The sequence below is a fragment of the Halomonas sp. KM-1 genome, from assembly GCF_000246875.1.
GTDB classification, from domain to species: Bacteria; Pseudomonadota; Gammaproteobacteria; order Pseudomonadales; family Halomonadaceae; genus Halomonas; species Halomonas aerodenitrificans.
Window position 1 is genome coordinate 1 of record NZ_BAEU01000140.1, and the last position, 19,522, is coordinate 19,522.

The window sequence follows — 19,522 nt, forward strand, 5'->3', positions numbered from 1 at the left end:
CGGGCGTGCTCGGTGACCTCGCGCAGCAGCGACTCCAGCGCCAGTTCGGCCAGTGCCAGCGCGGCCTCTTCGCTCGCCATGCGCCTGGCCTCGGCATGCTCGTCGTTGCCGGGATCGATGTCGAGCAGCAGCTCGGCCTGATACAGCAGCTGATTGGTACGGCCACGCGGGGTCACTTGCGCTTGTCCTCCACCTGCCATTTGCCATTGTCGAAGAGTGCCCGCCAGCCGGTTGCCTTGCCGTCATCCTCGGTCATGACGAACTGCTCCTTGCTCTTGCGCGAGTAGCGGATCTGCGCCGGGCGACCGTCCGGATCCTCGGCAGGCGCATCGAGCAGGTAGCGGTATTTCTCGGGCAGTTCCTTGGCATGCGCCTTGAGTTCACGCACCAAGGGTGGGCGCGTCTCGCGATTGCGCGGGAACTTGCTCGCCGCCAGGAACAGACCGCTGGCGCCGTCGCGCAGCACGTAGTGGTCGTCGACCTTCTCGCAGGCCAGCTCCGGCATCGGAATGGGGTCCATCTTGGGCGGCGCCACCTCGCCGCTGCGCAGCAGCTTACGGGTGTTCTTGCACGCCTCGTTGGTGCAACCGAAGTACTTGCCGAAGCGGCCGGACTTGAGCTGCATCTCGCTGCCGCACTTGTCGCACTCGATGGTGGGGCCCTCATAGCCCTTGATGCGGAACTTGCCGTGCTCGATCTCATGGCCGTCGCAGTCGGGGCTGTTGCCGCAGATATGCAGCTTGCGTTTCTCGTCGATCAGATAGCTGTCCATCGCCGTGCCACACTTGGGGCAGCGATGCTTGGCGCGCAGCGCCTGGGTCTCGGCCTCTTCGCCGGCATCCGCAGGCACCGCCTCGTCGCCGGGCAGCAGGTCGATGGTGGTCTTGCAGCGCTCCTTGGGCGGCAGATTGTAGCCGGAACAGCCCAGGAACACCCCGGTGGAGGCCGTGCGGATCTGCATCTTGCGCCCGCAAGTGGGACAATCAATATCGGTGGGCACTGGCTGATTGGGCCGCATACCCGCCTCGCTCTCGGCGGACTCCAGCTCCTCGCGGAACTCGGCATAGAAGGCATCGAGCAGCTCGCGCCAGTTGCGCTCGCCCTCGGCCACCTCGTCGAGGCTGTCCTCCATTCGCGCCGTGAAGGAGTAATCCATCAGGTCGGGGAAGGACTCCTTGAGGCGCTCGGTGACGATGTCGCCCAGCTTCTCGGCGTAGAAGCGCCGGCTCTCCAGCTTGACGTAGCCGCGATCCTGAATGGTGGAGATGATCGAGGCGTAGGTCGAAGGACGGCCAATACCGCGTTTCTCGAGTTCCTTGACCAGGCTAGCCTCGGTGTAGCGGGCCGGCGGCTTGGTGAAGTGCTGCTGCGGGTCGAGTGCCTCGAGCCGCATGGGGGTACCCTCGGCCAGGTCCGGCAGGGCCTGGTCCTCGTTCTTGCCCATGGGCTTCATCACCCGGGTATAGCCGTCAAACTTGAGCACCCGACCCTTGGCCTTGAGCTCGTAGCCTTTCGTCTCGACCGTCAGCGTACTGGAGAGGTACTCGGCCGGGGTCATCTGACAGGCCACGAACTGACGCCAGATCAGCTCATAGAGCCGCTCGGCGTCGCGCTCCATACCGGCCAGGTCGCCAGCCTTGCGATTGACGTCGGAGGGACGAATCGCCTCATGGGCCTCCTGCGCCCCCTCCTTGCTCGAGTAACGGTTGGGCGACTCTGGCAGGTAGCGCTTGCCATACTCCTGCTCGATGTGTTCGCGGACCATGGCCACCGCATCCTGCGAGAGATTGGTGGAGTCGGTCCGCATGTAGGTAATATAGCCCGCCTCGTAGAGGCGCTGGGCCAGGGTCATGGTCTTCTTCACCGAGAAACCGAGGCGGCCGCTGGCGGCCTGCTGCAGGGTCGAGGTGATGAAGGGAGCGCCCGGCTTGGATCGCGTCGGCTTGTCTTCGCGAGCGGTAATGGCCAGCGAGGCCTTGCGCAACGCCTCGATACGCGTAAGCGTCTCGGCCTCTGTGGTGGGCCGGAACGCCTTGCCGTCCTGGCGTACCAACTCGAAGCGTACCGGTTCACCTTCGCTGGAGACGAGGTCGGCGTGGACGTCCCAGAACTCCTCGGGCACGAAGGCACGGATCTCGCGTTCGCGCTCGACGATCAAGCGCACCGCCACCGACTGCACGCGACCGGCGGAAAGGCCACGGGCAATCTTGGCCCACAGCAACGGCGACAGCATGAAACCCACCACGCGGTCGAGGAATCGACGCGCCTGCTGCGCTTCGACACGGGGCAGGTTGAGCGTGCCGGGCTCCTTGAAGGCCTCCTTGATGGCGTTCTTGGTGATTTCGTTGAACACCACGCGACGGTAGCGCTCGTCGTCCCCGCCGATGGTCTCCTTGAGGTGCCAGGCGATCGCCTCTCCCTCACGGTCGAGATCGGTAGCGAGATAGACGGCGTCGGCCTTCTCAGCCAGCTTCTGCAGCTCGGCCACCACCTTTTCCTTGCCGGGCAGAATCTCGTAGTGGGCCTTCCAGCCGTGCTCCGGATCGAGCCCCATGCGCCGGATGAGCTGTTCCTTGGCCTTGTGCTTCTTATACTCGGCTTTCTCCTCGGGCGACATCTTGCGCGTCGCCGCCGCCTGGCGCGCCCGCTCCTTGGGGTCGGTGGCCGTCTTGCCCGAGCCGCTGGTCGGCAGGTCGCGAATATGACCCACGCTCGACTTCACGATGAACTCGCTGCCGAGATATTTATTGATCGTCTTGGCCTTGGCCGGCGACTCGACGATGACCAATGACTTGCCCATAGTGCTCCACATTCTACTAGGCGGGACTCTTCCCCGCCTGACGGTTTCGGCCCGCCTGTCCTCGGCGGACGCTCCGTGCGGGGTGAAAAATCCGCCTACCCTACCCCAGCAACCCGTTTCGCGCCAGTTGCTTCCGCATGGCGGCAGTAAAGCAGCAATCTCGACATAGCATCAAGAGAACATCAAGAGAAGGTAAAACAGCAGCGCCTCTGCCGCTAACGGCAGAGGCGCCATGAGACCACGCAAAGGAACCGCTCGGCCGTTGCGCGTCAGCTCTTGCGAGGCTTGCGCGGCGCCCTCTTGGCGACCGGCTTCTCGCCGCCGGCATCGCCACTTTCCTTGGACACGGTGGCCTTGGACACGGTGGCCTTGGTCGCGGAGGCCTTGCTGCCACGGCTGGCGCGCTTGGCCGGTGCCGCTTTCGCCGGGCTCGGGTCGACCTTGGTCTCGGCATCCTGCAGCATCTTCTCCACTTCATCCCTAGCGGCGACCTCGGCTTTGGCTTCCGCCGCCACTTCGTCGTGCAGAGCGACGAGAGCCTGACGACTTGCTGCCGGCTCGACCCGTTCCAGCGCCTCGCCGAAGAGCTCCCGAATATGCTCATAGCGCTTGCGCACCTGCTCTGAAAGCTCGCCGCTGGCGGCCAGTACATGCTCGATATGCTCGAGGGAGTCGCGAATCGCCTCGGGCCGTTCTCCTGCCAGCAGCTCTGGAATGGCTGCCAGCGCCGCCTCACGGTCGAGCTTGAGGATGAAGAACTGCTCACGCACCAGATGCTTGAAGTCCGACAGGCTGCTGCCAGGCTCCAGCTCGGCCCGCGACGCCCGCAGGCGCTTGAAGTTGCGCTCGTCGGTGGTGGGCGCCCCGCCCAGTACATAAATCACCGAACGCATCACCGCCTCGTGGATACCGCCTTCGGCGACGCGCTGGCGCAGCTCGTCCTGACGCCGCTCGATGAAGCGCCGATGCTCCGGCTCGCTGCCGGGCTGACGGCGATGTACGTGGGCATCGCCGCCCAAGCCGACCATGGCCTGCAGCAGCGGCTGGCCGTACACCGTAAGGAAGGCATGTTCGATGCTCTGATCGCGGATCTCGCGCCAGGTATCGAGCGCCCGGGAAATCTGGTCGGAGCAGGCCTTCTCCAGTGAACGCAGCACGTTGCTGTCGTCGACCGGATGCCGGTCGCGACGCACCCAGTCGGCCAGCACCGGCAGCGGCACCGACAGCGGATTGCGGTCCGACAGCAGCTTGTAACCCAGGCGGATCGGGTGCATACGCCGCATGAGACGTGCCGCTTCGGGCGTGATGGTCGCCCGGATCCAGGGCTGCACGAACAGCCGGTAGAGCCCCAGATTGATTTCCGAGACGCGCGCCACGGTAGCGAAGCGAGTGTCGTCATCGGCGCGGTGCTGCAGCACGTCCCGGTTGAGACCCTCGATGGAGCGCGCCTTGAACTCGAGCAGGTAGTCGCGCTCGATTAGCTCGGCATCGTCACGCTCCTTGGCGCTGGTGACCTTGGTCTCGTAGAGCCCCGGTGGCAGTACGTCGATATAGTCGATGTTGGCCGTAAACTCGGCGTGCTCCTTGCGCGACACGCTGCCCGACACGAAGATGCCCAGGTGCCCGGTGCTGTCGTGCACGCAGTAGACGATGGTCTGCCCGCTGGCAATGATGTCGTCTACTCCGCCATAAAGGTCACGCACCCAGCCCAGCGCTTGGGGCGGCGGCGTGATGTCGTCGCCCTGGGAGCAGAACACCACTACTGGAGAGCGCACGTTGCGCAGATCGATGCGGCGGCCGTCCGAGGTCACCAGTTGGGCGGTGGAGAGGCGGTTACCGACGAACAGGTTGTCGACGATGTACTGGATCTCCTCGCCGCCCAGCACCACGTGCCCCCCCCACCAGCGCTCGAAATTGAGATAGCGCCCGGCCTCGGTGTCGACGTTGGCGTACAGCCGGTACTGCTTGTCCCACCAAGTATTGGCCGGATTGAGGCGTTCGAAGTTCTGCACCAGCAGAGCGCCGTCGAACAGGCCATCTCCCAGGTCGCTGGCCAGGGTGGTCATCCAGCTGCCGCCGGTCATGCCGCCGGTGTAGCGCATCGGCGCCTTGCCCCGCTCACCGGCCCAATAGGAGAGCGGCGCGCCGGCAATGAGAATGGGACCGAAGACGTCCGGCTCGAGCGACGCCGCCATCATGATCTGCCAGCCCGCCTGGCAGTTCCCCACCACCATCGGCTTCTCGGACTCGGGATGGTGTTCGGTCACGCAACGCAGAAAGGCAATCTCCGCCTCGACCACGTCTTCCACGGTCTGGCCGGGCTCCGGATAAGGCAGAAAGCCGATGAAATAGCAGGGATGACCGGCGCGCAGCGCGACACCGATCTCGCTGTCGGGCTTGAAGCCACCGATGCCGGGCCCGTGTCCGGCGCGCGGGTCCACCACCACGAAGGGGCGGGACTGGGGATCGACTTCGACCCCGGCCGGCGGCAGGATCCGCATCAGTTCGTAATTCACCGGTCGCGGCAGGGTGCGACCGTCCATCACCACCTCGGCATCGAAGCCGAGCACGTTGGGTTTGGTCTTCTCGATGTGTTCGAGATACTGGTTGCCACGCTCGCGCATCACGTCCATGTAAAGCACACTGCGCTCGACGGCATCACGCCAATAGTCGAAAACGGCACGGCCAAAACCGAATGGGTCGAGCAAGCTGAGCGCCTCTGCGGGCGGTGTCGGCATCAGTGAGTTCATGTTCGGCTCCAGTTTTCCCGACGCGTGTCAGGGACGTCAGGAGAGAATTTGCTGCACTGCAACAAGCATAGTACTCCCTGTGCAGGATCGACGCAGCCGTTTTGTCGATTTTTTGTGACCACACGTGGAAGCCTCAGTCCACTTCGCCACTGCCGGGCGCGACGTCGCCATGCCATTCAGCCAGTGCCCGCCGCTCACGACGCCTGGCCTCGGCCGCATCGCGCCCCCACACCAGCAAGCGAACCCGGGCCTCGTTCCCGACCGCTGCCGGTCGATCGAGCCTGACCCCCGGCCCACCGCAAAGTGGCCCTTTGCCCAGCGGAAGCAGGCGCAGGCTGGCATGACCCGGCCGCCCCGGACCGTGCCCCATGTGGCCGACCCTGGGGCGCCGCAGCCTCTCCCCTTGCACCAGACGAATCTGCTCGACAGCCAGATCGAGCCCGCTCAATACCTCAGCCAGGCCCTCGAAACCCGTCAGGCCGGGGCGCATGTCGACAAAGCCCAGGCGGTTGTTGGCCAGAGTGAAGCTCAACGTCGCCAGGCCGACCAGACCCAGGGCGCGGGCACCCTGCACGGCTAGCTGCCCAAGATAGGCGCGCTGCTCCGGCGTCAGCCGTTCGCTCGGCGCCACGGCGAAATCGTCGGCCATCCGCTCGTGCTCGACCAGGGCCAGCGCCTGGCCACGATTGTCGGCCAGCACCGGCAGATGCACGCACGGTGCAGAGGGCACCGGCTCGGCCAGCGGCAGGCCCGCTTCCCGCATCAGATGCCGGGTGGCATCGCCGTTGCACATGGCGTCGAGCAAAGTCGTGCCCGAGCCGACGAACGCCAACCCGGCGCCGGCACAGGCCCGTGCCAGGCTGCGCTGCTGCTCTGCCGTCGCCTCACCCGGGTGCAGTGCATCGCAGTCCAGCTCACGCGCGCGTGCGATCAGCGCATCGTCGGCCAGACAGCCGCCGGCATGCCAGGTCAGCCCGAGTTCGCTACAGGCCTGGCCTGCACGCAGGGCGCCAAGCCCGCTACCGGCCACCAGCAGACGCTGCCAGCGCAATGGATCGAATCGAAGGCTTTGCATGGATTCCCACTCTGTGACGCTATGACAAGGCAGTGATAGCATGACAAGGGTTCTTCACCGGGCCTGCCTGTGCCCTTCCAGCGGATCGATCGATGACAACCCCAAGGCTGCTGAACCGCCTGACCTTTCGCCAGTTGCAGGTCTTCCAGGCCGTGCATCGGCAGCAATCCTACTCACGCGCCGCCGAACAGTTGGGCCTGACCCAGCCGGCGGTCAGCGCACAGATCCGTCAGCTCGAGCAGGCCCTCGGCCAACCCCTGTTCAAGTACGCTGGCAAGACCCTGCACGTGCTGCCGGCGGCCGATGCCCTGGCAGCCTCGACCCAGGCCATCTTCGGCCAGGTCTCGCGACTGCAGATGACGCTGTCGGACCTGGACGGCACGATTTCCGGGGAGCTCAATCTGGCGGCCGTCTCCACGGCACAGTACGTGGTGCCTCATCTGATCGCCCGCTTTCGCGCTCACTACCCCAACGTTCAGGTACGCCTGCGGGTCTGCAACCGCAGCCAGGCCCTGGAAAGGCTGGCCGCACGCAGCGACGACCTGGTGATCATGGCGATGGTGCCCGAAGAGGACGACAACCTGGTCTTCATGCCGTTCCTAGAGAACGAACTGATACCCATCGTCTGGCCCGGCCATCCACTGCTCGAGGCGCCCTCGCCCACCCTGGAAGATCTGGCCCGCCACTATCTATTGATGCGTGAGTCAGGCTCCGGCGTACGCACCGCTTTCGAGCAGCTCGCCGCCGAGCAGGACGTGGCCTTGCAGCATACCATGGAGCTGGGCACCAACGAGGCGATCAAGCAGGGGGTGATGGCTCACCTGGGTGTCACCGTGTTGCCGCGGCTGGCGGTTCGTCTCGAGATCGGCGCCGGACTGCTGGCGGAGCTGCCACTACCGGGTTTTCCCCTACGCCGCTCCTGGTGCACGGTCTACCCCCGAGACCGCTTCCCCACACCGGTCACCGAACTGTTCCTGCGTTTCGTGCGCGAGCGTCTGGGCGAAATCGAAGCGCACTTCCGGGCGCCACCCCGGCCAATCCCCGACCATGGCGTCGTCTGCCTGCCGCTTACATCAGGTTGAGCGTCACGCCTGCGTCGCCCTGCTCCGCTGTGCCAGTCAGGCGCGATATGGTAGATTACGGGCCTGCGACCAACGTATCAATTGCCGTGCCTTTGGCCAGGTCCGCCCGCGATGATGGCGCACCGATGAACTCTGGCACGGCCGTGGCAGCCGCCTAGTGGAGAGGCTCACACCTATGAGCGACAACACCTCGAAACGCGTGCCTAGCGGCGCGAAGTTCCGCACCGAGCACGGCTTCGCCGCCATCAAGGACGGTATCAAGCTGCAGCGCAGCCAGACCGATGAACAACCGGAACCGGGGCGCAAGCCGAAGTGGCTACGCGCCCAGATGCCCGGCGGCGGGCGTTTCGAGGCAGTGAAGCGCAACGTCAAGGAACACCGCCTGAGCACCGTATGCGCCGAGTCTCACTGCCCCAACATGGGCGAGTGCTGGAGCAACGGTACGGCCACCATCATGCTGATGGGCTCGGTGTGTACCCGCGCCTGCCGCTTCTGTGCCGTGGATACCGGCAATCCCCGCGGCTGGCTGGACAGCGAGGAGCCGGCCAATACCGCCAAGTCGGTGGAGCTGATGGGCCTGCGCTACGTGGTGCTCACTTCGGTGGACCGTGACGACCTGGCCGATGGCGGCGCCTCTCACTATGCTGCCTGCATTCGGGCGATCAAGGCCAACACGCCCGCAGTGGTGGTCGAGGCGCTCACCCCCGACTTCGATGGTGACCAAACTGCCATCGAGCAAGTGGTCGACTCCGGGCTGGAAGTGTTCGCCCAGAACGTCGAGACGGTGGAACGACTCACCCACTACGTGCGCGACCCGCGTGCCGGCTACCGCAAGACCCTCGACGTGCTGGCCCACGCCAAGCGCTACCGCCCCGACGTGCTGACCAAGACCAGCCTGATGCTGGGGCTTGGCGAAACCGACGAAGAGATCCTCCAGACTTTCGACGACCTGCGCGCCATCGACGTCGACATCGTCACCCTGGGGCAGTATCTGCGCCCGACGCGCAACCATTTGCCGGTAGAGCGCTGGGTCACGCCAGACGAGTTTGAGCGCTATCGCCGCCTGGGCCTGGAAAAGGGTTTCATGGAAGTGGCCTCCGGCCCGCTGGTACGCTCCAGCTACCGGGCCGACCGGGTGTTCGAGAAGAACAATCTGGGCCTGGCCGCCCCCGCCGAGGTACCGGGCCAGGAGCCCGACCCCAACCGCATTCAGGCGATCAACGTCGGTTGATGGCGCTCCCCGCCGGCGGCCTTCACACGGCCGCCTGTGCTTCCTGCAGCTGCAGCTCGCGCCCCAGCTCACTCGCCAGGCTCCGCGCCAGACTCAGGCCCACCTGCTCCGCTGAAGGCGGCTTGGCCACCAGATCGGCCAAGCGCGTCATGGCCATGCCGGCATAGCCGCAGGGATTGATGCGTGCGAAGGGGCTCAGGTCGGCATCGACATTGAGCGCAACGCCGTGATAGCTGGCACCGCGCCGGATACGTAAGCCCAGCGAGGCGATCTTGGCCTCGCCGACGTAGACACCAGGGGCATCGGCGCGTGCCCGCGCCTCGATGCCCTGCTCCGCCAGCACGGCGATGACGGCATTCTCCAGCGCCGAGACGAGATCCCGCACCCCGAGCCGCGAGCGCCGCACGTCGAGGAGCGGATAGAGCACCACCTGCCCCGGCCCGTGATAGGTCACCTGGCCACCGCGATCCGTCTGCACTACAGGAATGTCGCCCGGCATCAGCAGGTGCTCGGGCTTGCCGGCCTGCCCCTGAGTGAAAACCGGATCATGCTCCACCAGCCAGAGCTGGTCTGCAGTCGTCTCGTCGCGGGTATCGGTGAGGTCGCGCATGGCCTGCCACACCGGGAGGTAGGGTCGTCGGCCCAGGCGATGAAGCTCGATAGGAGCGGCCATAGCGGCGCATGGCGCCATCTATACCACCATGTGCACGCGGCCGGTGGCCTTGAGATCGGCGAACAGCGCCTTGAGCTGCTTCTCACCGGTCGCCCGCAGGGTCAGCCTCACCGAAAGGTAACGGGCGGTACGGCTCTCGACGACCTCGATGCTTTCGGCATCGAAGCTGGCATCGTGGCGCAGCACCACCTGGCACACAGTGGCGGTGAAGTCCTCGGCGGCATCGCCCACCACCTTGATGGGATAGTCGCAGGGAAAGGTAATCGTCGGCGCCGCTTGGTTTGTCGCCGGGGCTTGGCGTAAATCGCGCAGTTTGTCGTCTGACATGGCTCTCTCGGGGTCGTGGCCCTTCCTATCTATTTCCGAGCATTTTACTCGGCTTTTACTCGGCTTTCACTCGACACCCAAGCCATCGGCACCCAAGCTGCTGGTGCCCAAGGTATGCCAAGGAGTCCCATGCAGGCGGCGCACAGCGGCGCCGCCTGTCTCGAATGGCCTGGGAACGACCTAGAACCAGCCGCTAAGCAGATTGCTGAAGAAGCGCCTCACCTGATCGAACAGGCGCTTGAACAGGCCGCCCTCCTCGATCGTCTCGAGGGCCACCAGGGGGTGTTCGCCCACGACTTCATCACCGAGACGAACCTCCAGGGTGCCGACCCGGTCGCCCAGGCTGATGGGCGCACTGAGGTCCTGGCGGATGTCCAGCCGTGCATGCAGCTCTTCGTTGCGCGCCCGCGGCAGAGTCATGGCCACGTCGCGGTCGACGCCGACGCGCAGCTCGTTCTTCTCGCCGCCCCAGATCCGGGGTGAGTTGAGCACCGCACCCTGATCGTAGAGCTTGAGGGTTTCGTAGTAGCGGAAACCGTAGCTGAGCAACTTCTGGGTCTCCTGGGCACGAGACTCCTCCGAGCTGGTGCCCATCACCACCGAAATCAGGCGCATGCCGTCGCGCTTGGCCGATGCCACCAGGCCGTAACCCGCTTCGGTGGTCCAACCGGTCTTGAGGCCGTCGACAGTGGGGTCGCGCCACAGCAACCGGTTGCGGTTGGGCTGGCGAATGTCGTTGTAGGTGAAGTATTTCTCGGCGTAGACCGCGTAATGTTCCGGGTAGTCGTTAATGATGTACTGCGAGAGCAGAGCCATGTCGCGGGCCGATGAGTACTGCTCCGGATGCGGCAGCCCGGTGGCATTGGCAAAGCTGGTGTTGTGCAACCCAAGGCGCGTGGCGTGCTGATTCATCAGATCGGCAAAAGGGGCTTCACCGCCGGCCAGGTGCTCGGCCACGGCCACGCTGGCATCGTTACCCGACGAGATGATGATGCCGTAGAGCAGATCGCGGATGGAAACCTCGGTGTTGACCTCGATGAACATCTTGGAGCCTCCCGTACGCCAGGCGTTCTCGCTGACGCGCACGGTGTCGTCCAGGTTGATGTTGCCACGGTCGAGCTCCCGCTCCACCAGATAGGCGGTCATCAGCTTGGTCAAGCTGGCCGGGGGAAGACGCTCATCGGCGTTGTGCTCGACCAGCACCCTGCCGCTGTCCGCATCCATCAGAATCCAGGACTTGGCAGCGATCTGCGGTGGAGCCGGGATCATGGTCTGTGGGGTCGGGGTCGGAGTTGCCTGGGCCAGAGCCTTGGAGACGCACAGCAACAGGCCGAACAGCATCAGTGGCAGCAGCCGACGGTAGATAGGGGTGGACAGCACTCGCATGGGCATGAATCTCATCACTACGTCGAGAAAGGTCAAGGGAACGGCGCGACTCAGTCGGCGCCGTTGACAATAAAGGCTTGTTCGAAGCCGGCACGTCTCAGCTCAGCGCGCACAGGCTCGACCTGCCCGGCGTGGGCCAGGGGGCCGACCTGGACACGATACATACCGGTGGCATCTGCCACCCGCACGGGATGAGACAGCTCGCTTTCGAGGCGAGCCTTGAGTGCCCGGGCGTTGTCGGCGGATCCCAGCGCGGCGATCTGCAGATAGATCGGCATGCCATTGCTGCCAGCCTGGTTGGACCCACTCGATGCAGCAGCGCCGGCGCTCGCCGCCGGGGCACTGGCCTGCTGAGGTGCCGAGCTGGCTTGCTGAGATGCCGGGTTGCTGCGTGGAGTCGCCTGAGCCGCCGTTTGGACAGCGCCAGAGGAGGTTCGGTTCGCGCCGTTACCACCATTGCCGCCATTTTCGGCCAGCCACACCTCCGCATCGATCGCTTCGACCTTGACCCGACCGGTGCCGCGCTCGAGGATGTCGAGCCGCGCCGCTGCCGCGTAGGAGAGATCGATCTCGCGATCGTTGTGGAAGGGACCGCGGTCGTTGACCCGGACGATGACCGAGCGACCGTTCTCGAGGCTGGTCACGCGCGCATAAGTAGGCAGCGGCAGGGAACGGTGGGCCGCGGTCATCTCGTACATGTCGTAGATTTCGCCATTGGACGTGGCGTAGCCATGGAATTTCTCACCGTACCAGGAAGCCGTACCCTGGCGGGCGTAGCCACGCGCGTCGGGCAGCACGTTGTAGGTCTTGCCCCACACTTCGTAGACGGGACGATTGCCGCCGCGTGAGAGCGGCTCCACGCGTGGCACGGCATCGGGAATCTGGCTGACGTCCGGCGGATTCTCCGGATAGGCATCGCTGTTCATGGCGTAGCGACCGCCACCGCTGGAAGATGCCGGAGCGGGCTTTCCATCGGCACTGTCACGCTGAGGCGAGGTCGTCGGCCCGCTGCTCGCACAGCCCGCCAACAGGGCAGTAACGGCAAGCACGATCGGCAGCGCTTTCATGGCGATTCCCCTCGTTCGACGGATCCATTCTGCGGCAGAGGGCCGAGCTCGCGCATGGCGGCAATCTCTTCGGCTAGCTCGGTCACGGCCATGGCGTAAAGATGGCTGTGGTTGTAGCGGGTAATGACGTAGAAATTCTCATGACCGAGCCGATAGCGCCAGCTCGACTCATCCACTTCCAGCGCCAGCGGGATCACCCGCTGCTCACCATCGAGCTCGCCCTTGGCAGCGACGCCCGCCTGCTCCAGCTCACTCACTTCGACGTAGGGCCGCTGAGTGCGGTTGAAATCGATACCGGAAGGCGGCTCATCGGACGGCCCCTGAGCTTCAACGTAGATCAGCTCGCCGGGGCGCCAGCCATGCTCGGCGAAGTAGTTGCCCACGCTGCCGATGGCATCGACGGGATTGGTCCACAGGTTGCGCTGGCCGTCGCCGTCGAAATCGACCGCGTAGGCGCGGTAGCTGGTCGGAATGAACTGCGGATAGCCCATGGCGCCGGCGTAGGAACCCTTGAGACTGCCGGGGTCCACCTCCTGCTCGTGGGTGATCTCGAGAAAGGCGGCCAGCTCGCCACGGAAGAAATTACCGCGCACCGGATGATGGAAGGCCAGCGTCGAGAGCGAGTCGATGACGCGGTGACGACCGGTGAAGCGGCCATAGCTGGTTTCGACGCCGATGATGGCCGCGATCACCTCCGGCGGCACACCGTATTCGGCATAGGCGCGCTCGAATGCATCCTCGTGGGCTTCGATGAAGTCAACGCCACGCGCGATGCGCTCCGGCTGCAGGAAAATCTCGCGATACTCATCCCAGCGCAACCGCCGCTCGGCTGCCCCCTCCATGGCATCGAGTACGCCCTGCTGGAAGACGGCCTGTTGCAGCGCCGTCTCGAGCCAATCGCGTTCGATGCCGCGCTCGGCCAACTCTTCCACCAGTTGCCTTGCCCCCTCGTGCTGGGCAGGGGTGAAATCCGCCGCCTGAAGAGACGGTACCATCAATCCCAGAACCGTTGCCGTTACAGCGGCAATTCGAGGTCCTTTCCACCCTTTCCACTTGCACTCAGGCGTCATGCTTCTGCCACTCCCTGACCGGGGCATTGTCGCTCGAACCCGCGCCACCACCGTTAACGCGGCAACAGACGACGGTGTCCGTGAATCGACATGAGAATACCGAATCCCGCCAGCAAGGTCACGCTGGAGGTGCCGCCGTAGCTCACCAGTGGCAGCGGAACGCCGACCACCGGAAGAATGCCGCTGACCATACCGACATTGACGAATACGTAAATGAAGAAGGTCAGGATGATGCTGCCTCCCAACAACCGACCGAAAGTATCGTGCGACGCCATGGCCAGCCACAGCCCGCGCAGGACGATCAGCAGATAGAGAAACAGGATGAGCAGCATGCCGACCAGGCCGAACTCCTCGCCAAGCACCGCCACGATGAAATCGGTGTGACGCTCGGGCAGGAATTCGAGCTGCGACTGGGTGCCCTGGAGCCAGCCCTTGCCCCACAGGCCGCCGCTGCCGATGGCCGTGGTCGACTGAATGATGTTCCAGCCGGCGCCCAGCGGATCGCTCTCCGGGTTGAGGAAGGTCAGCACCCGTTGGCGCTGGTAATTGTGGAGATTCACCCACAGCAAGGGCAGTGCCGCCGCCGCGGCAACGGAAAGAAAGAGGATGAAGCGCCAGGAGAGCCCGGCCAGCAGCACCACGAACACGCCGGCACAGGCCACCAGCAGCGAGGTACCCAGGTCCGGCTGCCGGGCGATCAGCAGCACGGGCAAACCCAGCAATACCGCGCACACCAAAAGATCCTTCCAACGTGGCGGCAACTCACGCCGACTCAGCCAAGCGGCCAGCATCAGCGGCATTGCCAGCTTCATCAACTCGGAAGGTTGAAAGCGGATCACGCCGGGAATCACCAGCCAGCGCTGCGCCCCCATACCGACATCGCCCACCAGTTCGACGGCGACCAACATCAGCAGTCCGACGCCATAGAGCAGCAGCGCCCAGCGCATCAGGGTGGCCGGCGGCAACTGGGCTAGCACCAGCATGATCACGAACGCCACCACGAAACGCGACGCCTGGGCCATCACCACTTCGATGCGCTGGCCGCTGGCACTGTAGAGCACGCCCAGCCCGACCGTCAGCAGTATCACCAGCAACAGCAGCAGCCAGGGATCGAGATGCGTGCGCTCCCAAATGCTCTTGCGCCGCGAAATACCGCTTTCCGGCGCCCGCACCGGCCGGGCGCGCAGCCCACTCATCAAGCCGAACATCGCTCAGTTCCCCGCCACGCTGCTGTCATCGTTTTCCATCGTCTCGCGGATCTCCTCTGCATCGGGCGCCTCCTCCTCCAGCAGCCAGGCATCGGTCATCGCCCGTGCCAGATGGGCAGCATGGGTACTGCCACCACCGGCATTCTCCACGATCACGGAAACGGCGATCTGTGGATCCTCCAAGGGGGCAAAGGCCATGAACAGGGCGTGATCGCGCAGCCGTTCGGCCAGCTCTTCGGCGTTGTAACGCTGGTCCTGACCCAACGAGAACACCTGCGCGGTGCCCGACTTGCCGGCCATGCGGTACTTCAGGCCCACGCCGGTCCGACGCGCCGTGCCTTCGCTGCCGGTCAGCACTTTCTCCATGCCGGAGAAGACACGGTCCCACCAGACATCACTCTGCACCGCGATATCGTTGGGCGTATCGGGTAGCTCCACGGGCACCGGCTCGTCGCCGATCCGGCTCGCCAGGCGCGGCTTGACCCACTGACCACGGTTGGCGAGCACCGCCGTGGCGGTTGCCAGCTGCAGCGGCGTGACCTGCCAGTAGCCCTGGCCGATGCCCACCGACAGCGTCTCGCCGGGAAACCAGGGCTGATTGAAGCGCGCCCGCTTCCAGTCGCGCGACGGCATCAGCGCCCCGCTCTCGCCGAACACATCGTGACCGACGCGCTGACCGAAACCGAAAGCGCTCATCTGCTCATGCAGGCGGTCGATGCCCATCTCATGGGCCAGCGAGTAGTAATAGGTGTTGTTGGAGACGGCGATGGAACGCTCCATGTCCACCCGTCCGTGACCCCAGCGCAGCCAGTTGCGATAGCGCCGGCTGTCGTTGGGCAACTGGTAGAAGCCGGGGTCGTTGATGACACGATCGGGCGTGATCACCCCCTCCACCAGGCCCGCCAGGGCAAGGAAAGGCTTGATCGTGGAACCGGGTGGATACTGCCCGCGAATGGCCCGGTTGAACAGCGGCAGATCGATGTTCTCCTGCAACGCTCGATAGGAGGCGAAGTCGATACCGGTGACGAACTGGTTACTGTCGAAGCCGGGCGCCGACACCATGGCCAGTATCTCCCCGGTAGCGGGAACGATGGCCACAATGGAACCGCGTCGGCCATCGAGCAGCTCATAAGCGAGATTTTGCAGATCGCGGTCGAGGGTCAGCGTCAGGTTCTGGCCCGGCACGGGATCGGTACGACCGAGTTCACGCAACACACGGCCACGCGCATTGGTCTCCACCTGGCGCAGGCCGGCCTGTCCGTGCAGCACGTCTTCGTAAAAGCGCTCCACACCGGTCTTGCCGATGAAGTGAGTACCCGCATAGCGCCCAGGATCGAGCGTCTTGACCTCTTCGGCATTGATGCGACCGACATAGCCGATCGCATGGGCCATGATGTTCGCATCGGGATAGAAGCGCAGCAGTTGGGCTTCCACCTCGACCCCAGGCAAGCGGTGCCGGTTCACTGCCAGCCGGGCGATCTGGACCTCGTCGAGATCGCTCATCAGCAGCGCGGGCTGGAACGGTCGCTGCGGCTGCCGGGCGCGAATGCGAAATCCTTCCGCCTCTTCCGGCGTCAGCTCCAGCAGCTCCTCGAGCCGGTCCAGAGTGGCATCGAGGTTTTCGGCCCTCTCACGTATCAACGTCAGGTTGTAGGTCGGACGATTCTCGGCCAGCAGCATGCCGTTGCGGTCGAAGATCAAGCCGCGGGTGGGCGGCAGCGGCTCCACCCGCACGCGGTTCTTCTCGGAACGCGTCGTGTAGACCTCGTGCTGGACCACTTGCAAATAGACGAGCCGTCCCGACAGCAACCCGGTCAGGATCAGGATCGTCAATACGGCGAGCAGGGCGCGTACGCGAAAGATGCGCAGCTCCTGCTCGGGATTCTTGAGGGTGTCACGGCGGTCGCGCATGCCGACAATAGATCTCACTCAGTTTCGGTAAGGCGCCGTTCAGCGGTGGTAGGGATGCCCCACCAGCAGGGTCCAGGCGCGATAGAGCTGTTCGGCCAGAATCACCCTGACCAGTGGATGCGGCAGCGTCAGCGCCGACAGCGACCAGCGGCGATCGGCGGCCGCGGAGAGCTCAGGGGCCAGGCCATCCGGCCCACCCACCAGAAGCACCACCTCACGCCCTTCGAGCCGCCAGCTCTCGGCCTCCTGGGCCAGACGCTCTGTGCTCCAGGCTCGCCCGCCGACTTCCAGTGCCACGACGAATTCATCGCCCCGCAGCCGCTCCCGTATGCGCTTGGCTTCCGACGCCACGGCCCTGGCCGTATCGGCATTCTTGCCACGCTGTCCAGGAGCGATCTCTTCGATCTCCAGAGCGAAGTCGCGCGGCAGGCGCTTGCGATACTCCTCCACCCCTTCGTTGACCCAACCAGGCATGCGGGTGCCGACCGCCAACAGGCGGATCCTCATGTGCCGCCCTGCTCCTGATGCTCGCCATCGCTCGGCAGGTCGGCCCACAGCCGCTCCAGGTCATAGAGTTGACGAGTATCGGGCAGCATGACATGCACCACGAGATCGCCAAGATCGACCAGCACCCAGTCGGAGCCGGCCTGCCCCTCTACCCCCAGGGGCTGAATGCCGCTTGCCTTGGCCCGTTCGACCACATGGTCGGCCAGCGCCGTCACATGACGGGTGGAGGTACCGCTGGCCACTACCATCAGGTCGGTGACACTGGTCAGCCGGGAGACATCGAGCAGTGCGACATCCTTGGCTTTGAGATCCTCCAGTGCATCTACTACCAGTGTCTTGAGCGATTCGTTATGCATAGCCCCTCATCAACGGGAAGTCTTGGACGCCGCCATTGTAGCGTCTTGGGCAGCTGCTGGCAGCGTTCAAGAGTGACGATACAACGAGGCGGCGTCGATTCTTCTCTCCACCGCTTCCGGCAGCAGGTAACGCACGCTGCGCCCCTCCGCCAGACGCTGGCGTATCGCCGTTGCCGAAAGCGCCATGCGCGTGGGCAATGCCAGGCGCAATAAACCACCCGCAGCACGCCGCATGAGAAGCTCGGGTCTATCGACCTCACGTCCGGCGATCAGTTCGGTAAGCGCGGAAGAAAGCGGTGCGGCATGGTCGGGGCGGTCGATGACGACCAGGTGAGCCAGCTCGAACAGCCGCTGTGGCTCGTGCCAGTCGGCCAGGCGCAGAAAGGCATCATGGCCCAGCGCCATGATCAGGCGCGCCTCGCGACCGTACTCGTCGCGCAGCCCGGCCAGGGTATCGACGCTGTACGACGGGCCGTCACGCTCGAGTTCTCGCCCATCGGCCACCAGCCCCGGCGTATCGCCTATTCCTAGCCTAAGCAGGTTCAAGCGCTCCTGCGGCGCCACCTGGGGCCTGTCGCGCAACGGCGGCATGCACGCCGGCACCATGTGCACCCGATCGAGCGCCAGCGCCTCGTGCAGCTCCACGGCGCTGCGCAGGTGTCCCAGGTGCACGGGATCGAAGGTGCCGCCGAACATGGCCACGCGCGGCGGCTCGAGCGGCCTCACGGCCTGCTGCGAAGGCAAGGCGCCGCTCTGCGCCGTCACTGTCGTACCTGGCCGTCGCCCAGCACAACGTACTTGCGCGTGGTCAACCCTTCGAGCCCAACCGGACCGCGCGCATGAAGCTTGTCGGTGGAGATGCCGATCTCCGCACCCAGGCCGTACTCGAAGCCATCGGCAAAACGGGTCGATGCATTGACCATCACCGAGCTCGAATCGACCTCGGCCATGAAGCGGCGCGCCAGCCCGTAGTCTTGGGTCACGATGGCATCGGTGTGGTGCGAGCCATAGCGCTCGATGTGCTCGATGGCAGCTTCCATGCCATCGACCACCCGCACCGCCAGTACCGGGGCCAGATATTCGGCGTACCAGTCTTCTTCGCTTGCGGCAGCGATACCGTCGAGAATGGCCCGGCTTCGCTCACAGCCGCGCAGCTCGACCTCGTACACGGCATAGGCTTGCGCCAGGCGTGGCAGCAGTTCCTCGGCCACCGGCGCATCGACGAGCAGGGTCTCCATGGTGTTGCAGGTGCCGTAGCGATGCGTCTTGGCGTTGACGGCGATCGCCAGCGCCTTCTCGGGATCCGCCGTGGCATCGATATAGACATGGCAGACACCGTCCAGGTGCTTGATCACCGGCACCCGCGCCTCTCGAGAGATGCGCTCGATCAGGGACTTGCCACCCCGCGGGATGATTACGTCGACATACTCCGGCATGGCGATCAGCTGCCCCACCGCGGCACGGTCAGTGGTGGCCACTACCTGCACCGCGTCCTCGGGCAGCCCGGCCTCGCGCAGCCCGGCGCGAATGCAGGCGGCGATGGCGGCATTGGAATCCCGCGCCTCGGAGCCGCCGCGCAGGATGCTGGCATTGCCCGACTTCAGGCACAGGCTGGCGGCCTCCATGGTCACGTTGGGCCGCGACTCGTAGATGATGCCGATCACCCCGAGCGGCACCCGCATCTGGCCCACCTGAATACCGCTGGGCCGGTAGCGCAACCCCTCGATTTCGCCCACGGGGTCGGGCAGTGCCGCCACCTGCTCGAGGCCTTCGATCATGGCATCGATACGCGCATCGTTGAGCGCCAGACGATCGAGCAAGGCCGCCTCGAGGCCGTTGTCACGGCCACGGGCCAGATCGGCGGCGTTGGCCTCCAGTATCTCACCGCGGCGACGCTGAAGGTGCTCGGCCATGGCCAGCAGGGCGCGATTCTTGTCGCCGGTCACGGCGCGACGCATCTGAGTGGCAGCGGCACGTGCCGCCTGCCCGAGGCCAGCCATGTAGGCCACGACATCGTCGATCTGGGTGGCACTGGTTTCGTTTTGGGAGGCGTGAGCGGTCATGCGGAACGAAGTTCTC

General features: G+C 65.0%; 17 protein-coding genes. 2 read left to right on the forward strand and 15 right to left on the reverse strand.

The window, feature by feature from the left end; translation table 11 throughout:
• From B8115_RS24160 to B8115_RS17270, 4 genes are all read right to left on the reverse strand, one after another.
• Positions 1–176 (reverse strand): DUF6586 family protein (locus tag B8115_RS24160; protein WP_010629087.1); only part of this gene is annotated, 176 nt, incomplete at its 3' end.
• Positions 173–2,800 carry a type I DNA topoisomerase gene (gene topA / locus B8115_RS17260; protein ID WP_010629088.1) on the reverse strand — a complete coding sequence of 876 codons (2,628 nt, stop codon included), beginning with the start codon at positions 2,798–2,800 and terminating at the stop codon, positions 173–175. The genes B8115_RS24160 and topA, both read right to left, overlap by 4 nt.
• A gap of 269 nt (positions 2,801–3,069) precedes the next feature.
• A complete protein-coding gene (locus B8115_RS17265) occupies positions 3,070–5,550 on the reverse strand; it encodes a DUF3141 domain-containing protein (RefSeq protein WP_010629089.1) in 2,481 nt (826 codons plus the stop codon).
• Between the two features lie 133 nt (positions 5,551–5,683).
• Positions 5,684–6,625 (reverse strand): acetyl-CoA carboxylase biotin carboxylase, encoded by a 942-nt coding sequence (locus B8115_RS17270; protein ID WP_010629090.1) that lies wholly within the window; start codon positions 6,623–6,625, stop codon positions 5,684–5,686.
• A 92-nt stretch (positions 6,626–6,717) separates the two neighbouring features.
• On the opposite strand from B8115_RS17270, the gene B8115_RS17275 reads away from it, so the two are divergent.
• Both B8115_RS17275 and lipA read left to right on the forward strand, forming a co-directional pair.
• Positions 6,718–7,707 (forward strand): LysR family transcriptional regulator, encoded by a 990-nt coding sequence (locus B8115_RS17275; RefSeq protein ID WP_010629091.1) that lies wholly within the window; start codon positions 6,718–6,720, stop codon positions 7,705–7,707.
• A gap of 175 nt (positions 7,708–7,882) precedes the next feature.
• A complete protein-coding gene (lipA, locus tag B8115_RS17280; protein ID WP_010629092.1) occupies positions 7,883–8,938 on the forward strand; it encodes a lipoyl synthase in 1,056 nt (351 codons plus the stop codon).
• A 22-nt stretch (positions 8,939–8,960) separates the two neighbouring features.
• Here lipA and lipB read toward each other — a convergent pair whose 3' ends face one another.
• The 11 genes from lipB to B8115_RS17335 all read right to left on the reverse strand — a co-directional run bounded on the left by lipB (position 8,961) and on the right by B8115_RS17335 (position 19,506).
• Complete coding sequence (gene lipB, locus B8115_RS17285) at positions 8,961–9,611, reverse strand: lipoyl(octanoyl) transferase LipB (RefSeq protein ID WP_010629093.1); 651 nt, start codon at positions 9,609–9,611, stop codon at positions 8,961–8,963.
• Positions 9,612–9,629: 18 nt separating this feature from the next.
• On the reverse strand, positions 9,630–9,938 hold the full coding sequence (locus tag B8115_RS17290; protein WP_010629094.1) for a YbeD family protein: 309 nt from the start codon (positions 9,936–9,938) through the stop codon (positions 9,630–9,632).
• A gap of 180 nt (positions 9,939–10,118) precedes the next feature.
• On the reverse strand, positions 10,119–11,330 hold the full coding sequence (locus tag B8115_RS17295) for a serine hydrolase (RefSeq protein ID WP_010629095.1): 1,212 nt from the start codon (positions 11,328–11,330) through the stop codon (positions 10,119–10,121).
• Positions 11,331–11,374: 44 nt separating this feature from the next.
• Complete coding sequence (locus B8115_RS17300) at positions 11,375–12,391, reverse strand: septal ring lytic transglycosylase RlpA family protein (protein ID WP_010629096.1); 1,017 nt, start codon at positions 12,389–12,391, stop codon at positions 11,375–11,377.
• Positions 12,388–13,386 carry a lytic murein transglycosylase B gene (gene mltB / locus B8115_RS17305; protein WP_083861881.1) on the reverse strand — a complete coding sequence of 333 codons (999 nt, stop codon included), beginning with the start codon at positions 13,384–13,386 and terminating at the stop codon, positions 12,388–12,390. The genes B8115_RS17300 and mltB overlap by 4 nt, the downstream gene beginning before the upstream one ends.
• A gap of 128 nt (positions 13,387–13,514) precedes the next feature.
• Positions 13,515–14,669 (reverse strand): rod shape-determining protein RodA, encoded by a 1,155-nt coding sequence (gene rodA / locus B8115_RS17310; protein WP_010629098.1) that lies wholly within the window; start codon positions 14,667–14,669, stop codon positions 13,515–13,517.
• A gap of 3 nt (positions 14,670–14,672) precedes the next feature.
• Positions 14,673–16,580 (reverse strand): penicillin-binding protein 2, encoded by a 1,908-nt coding sequence (gene mrdA, locus B8115_RS17315; RefSeq protein ID WP_010629099.1) that lies wholly within the window; start codon positions 16,578–16,580, stop codon positions 14,673–14,675.
• Positions 16,581–16,619: 39 nt separating this feature from the next.
• Positions 16,620–17,087: a 23S rRNA (pseudouridine(1915)-N(3))-methyltransferase RlmH gene (rlmH, locus tag B8115_RS17320; protein WP_010629100.1), complete on the reverse strand. Its 468-nt coding sequence runs from the start codon at positions 17,085–17,087 to the stop codon at positions 16,620–16,622.
• On the reverse strand, positions 17,084–17,443 hold the full coding sequence (gene rsfS, locus B8115_RS17325; protein ID WP_010629101.1) for a ribosome silencing factor: 360 nt from the start codon (positions 17,441–17,443) through the stop codon (positions 17,084–17,086). The genes rlmH and rsfS overlap by 4 nt, the downstream gene beginning before the upstream one ends.
• 66 nt (positions 17,444–17,509) lie before the next feature.
• Entirely contained in the window at positions 17,510–18,139 is a 630-nt protein-coding gene (gene nadD, locus B8115_RS17330; protein ID WP_051004663.1) for a nicotinate-nucleotide adenylyltransferase, read from the reverse strand.
• A gap of 65 nt (positions 18,140–18,204) precedes the next feature.
• Positions 18,205–19,506 carry a glutamate-5-semialdehyde dehydrogenase gene (locus B8115_RS17335; protein WP_010629103.1) on the reverse strand — a complete coding sequence of 434 codons (1,302 nt, stop codon included), beginning with the start codon at positions 19,504–19,506 and terminating at the stop codon, positions 18,205–18,207.
• Between the last annotated feature and the right edge of the window lie 16 nt (positions 19,507–19,522).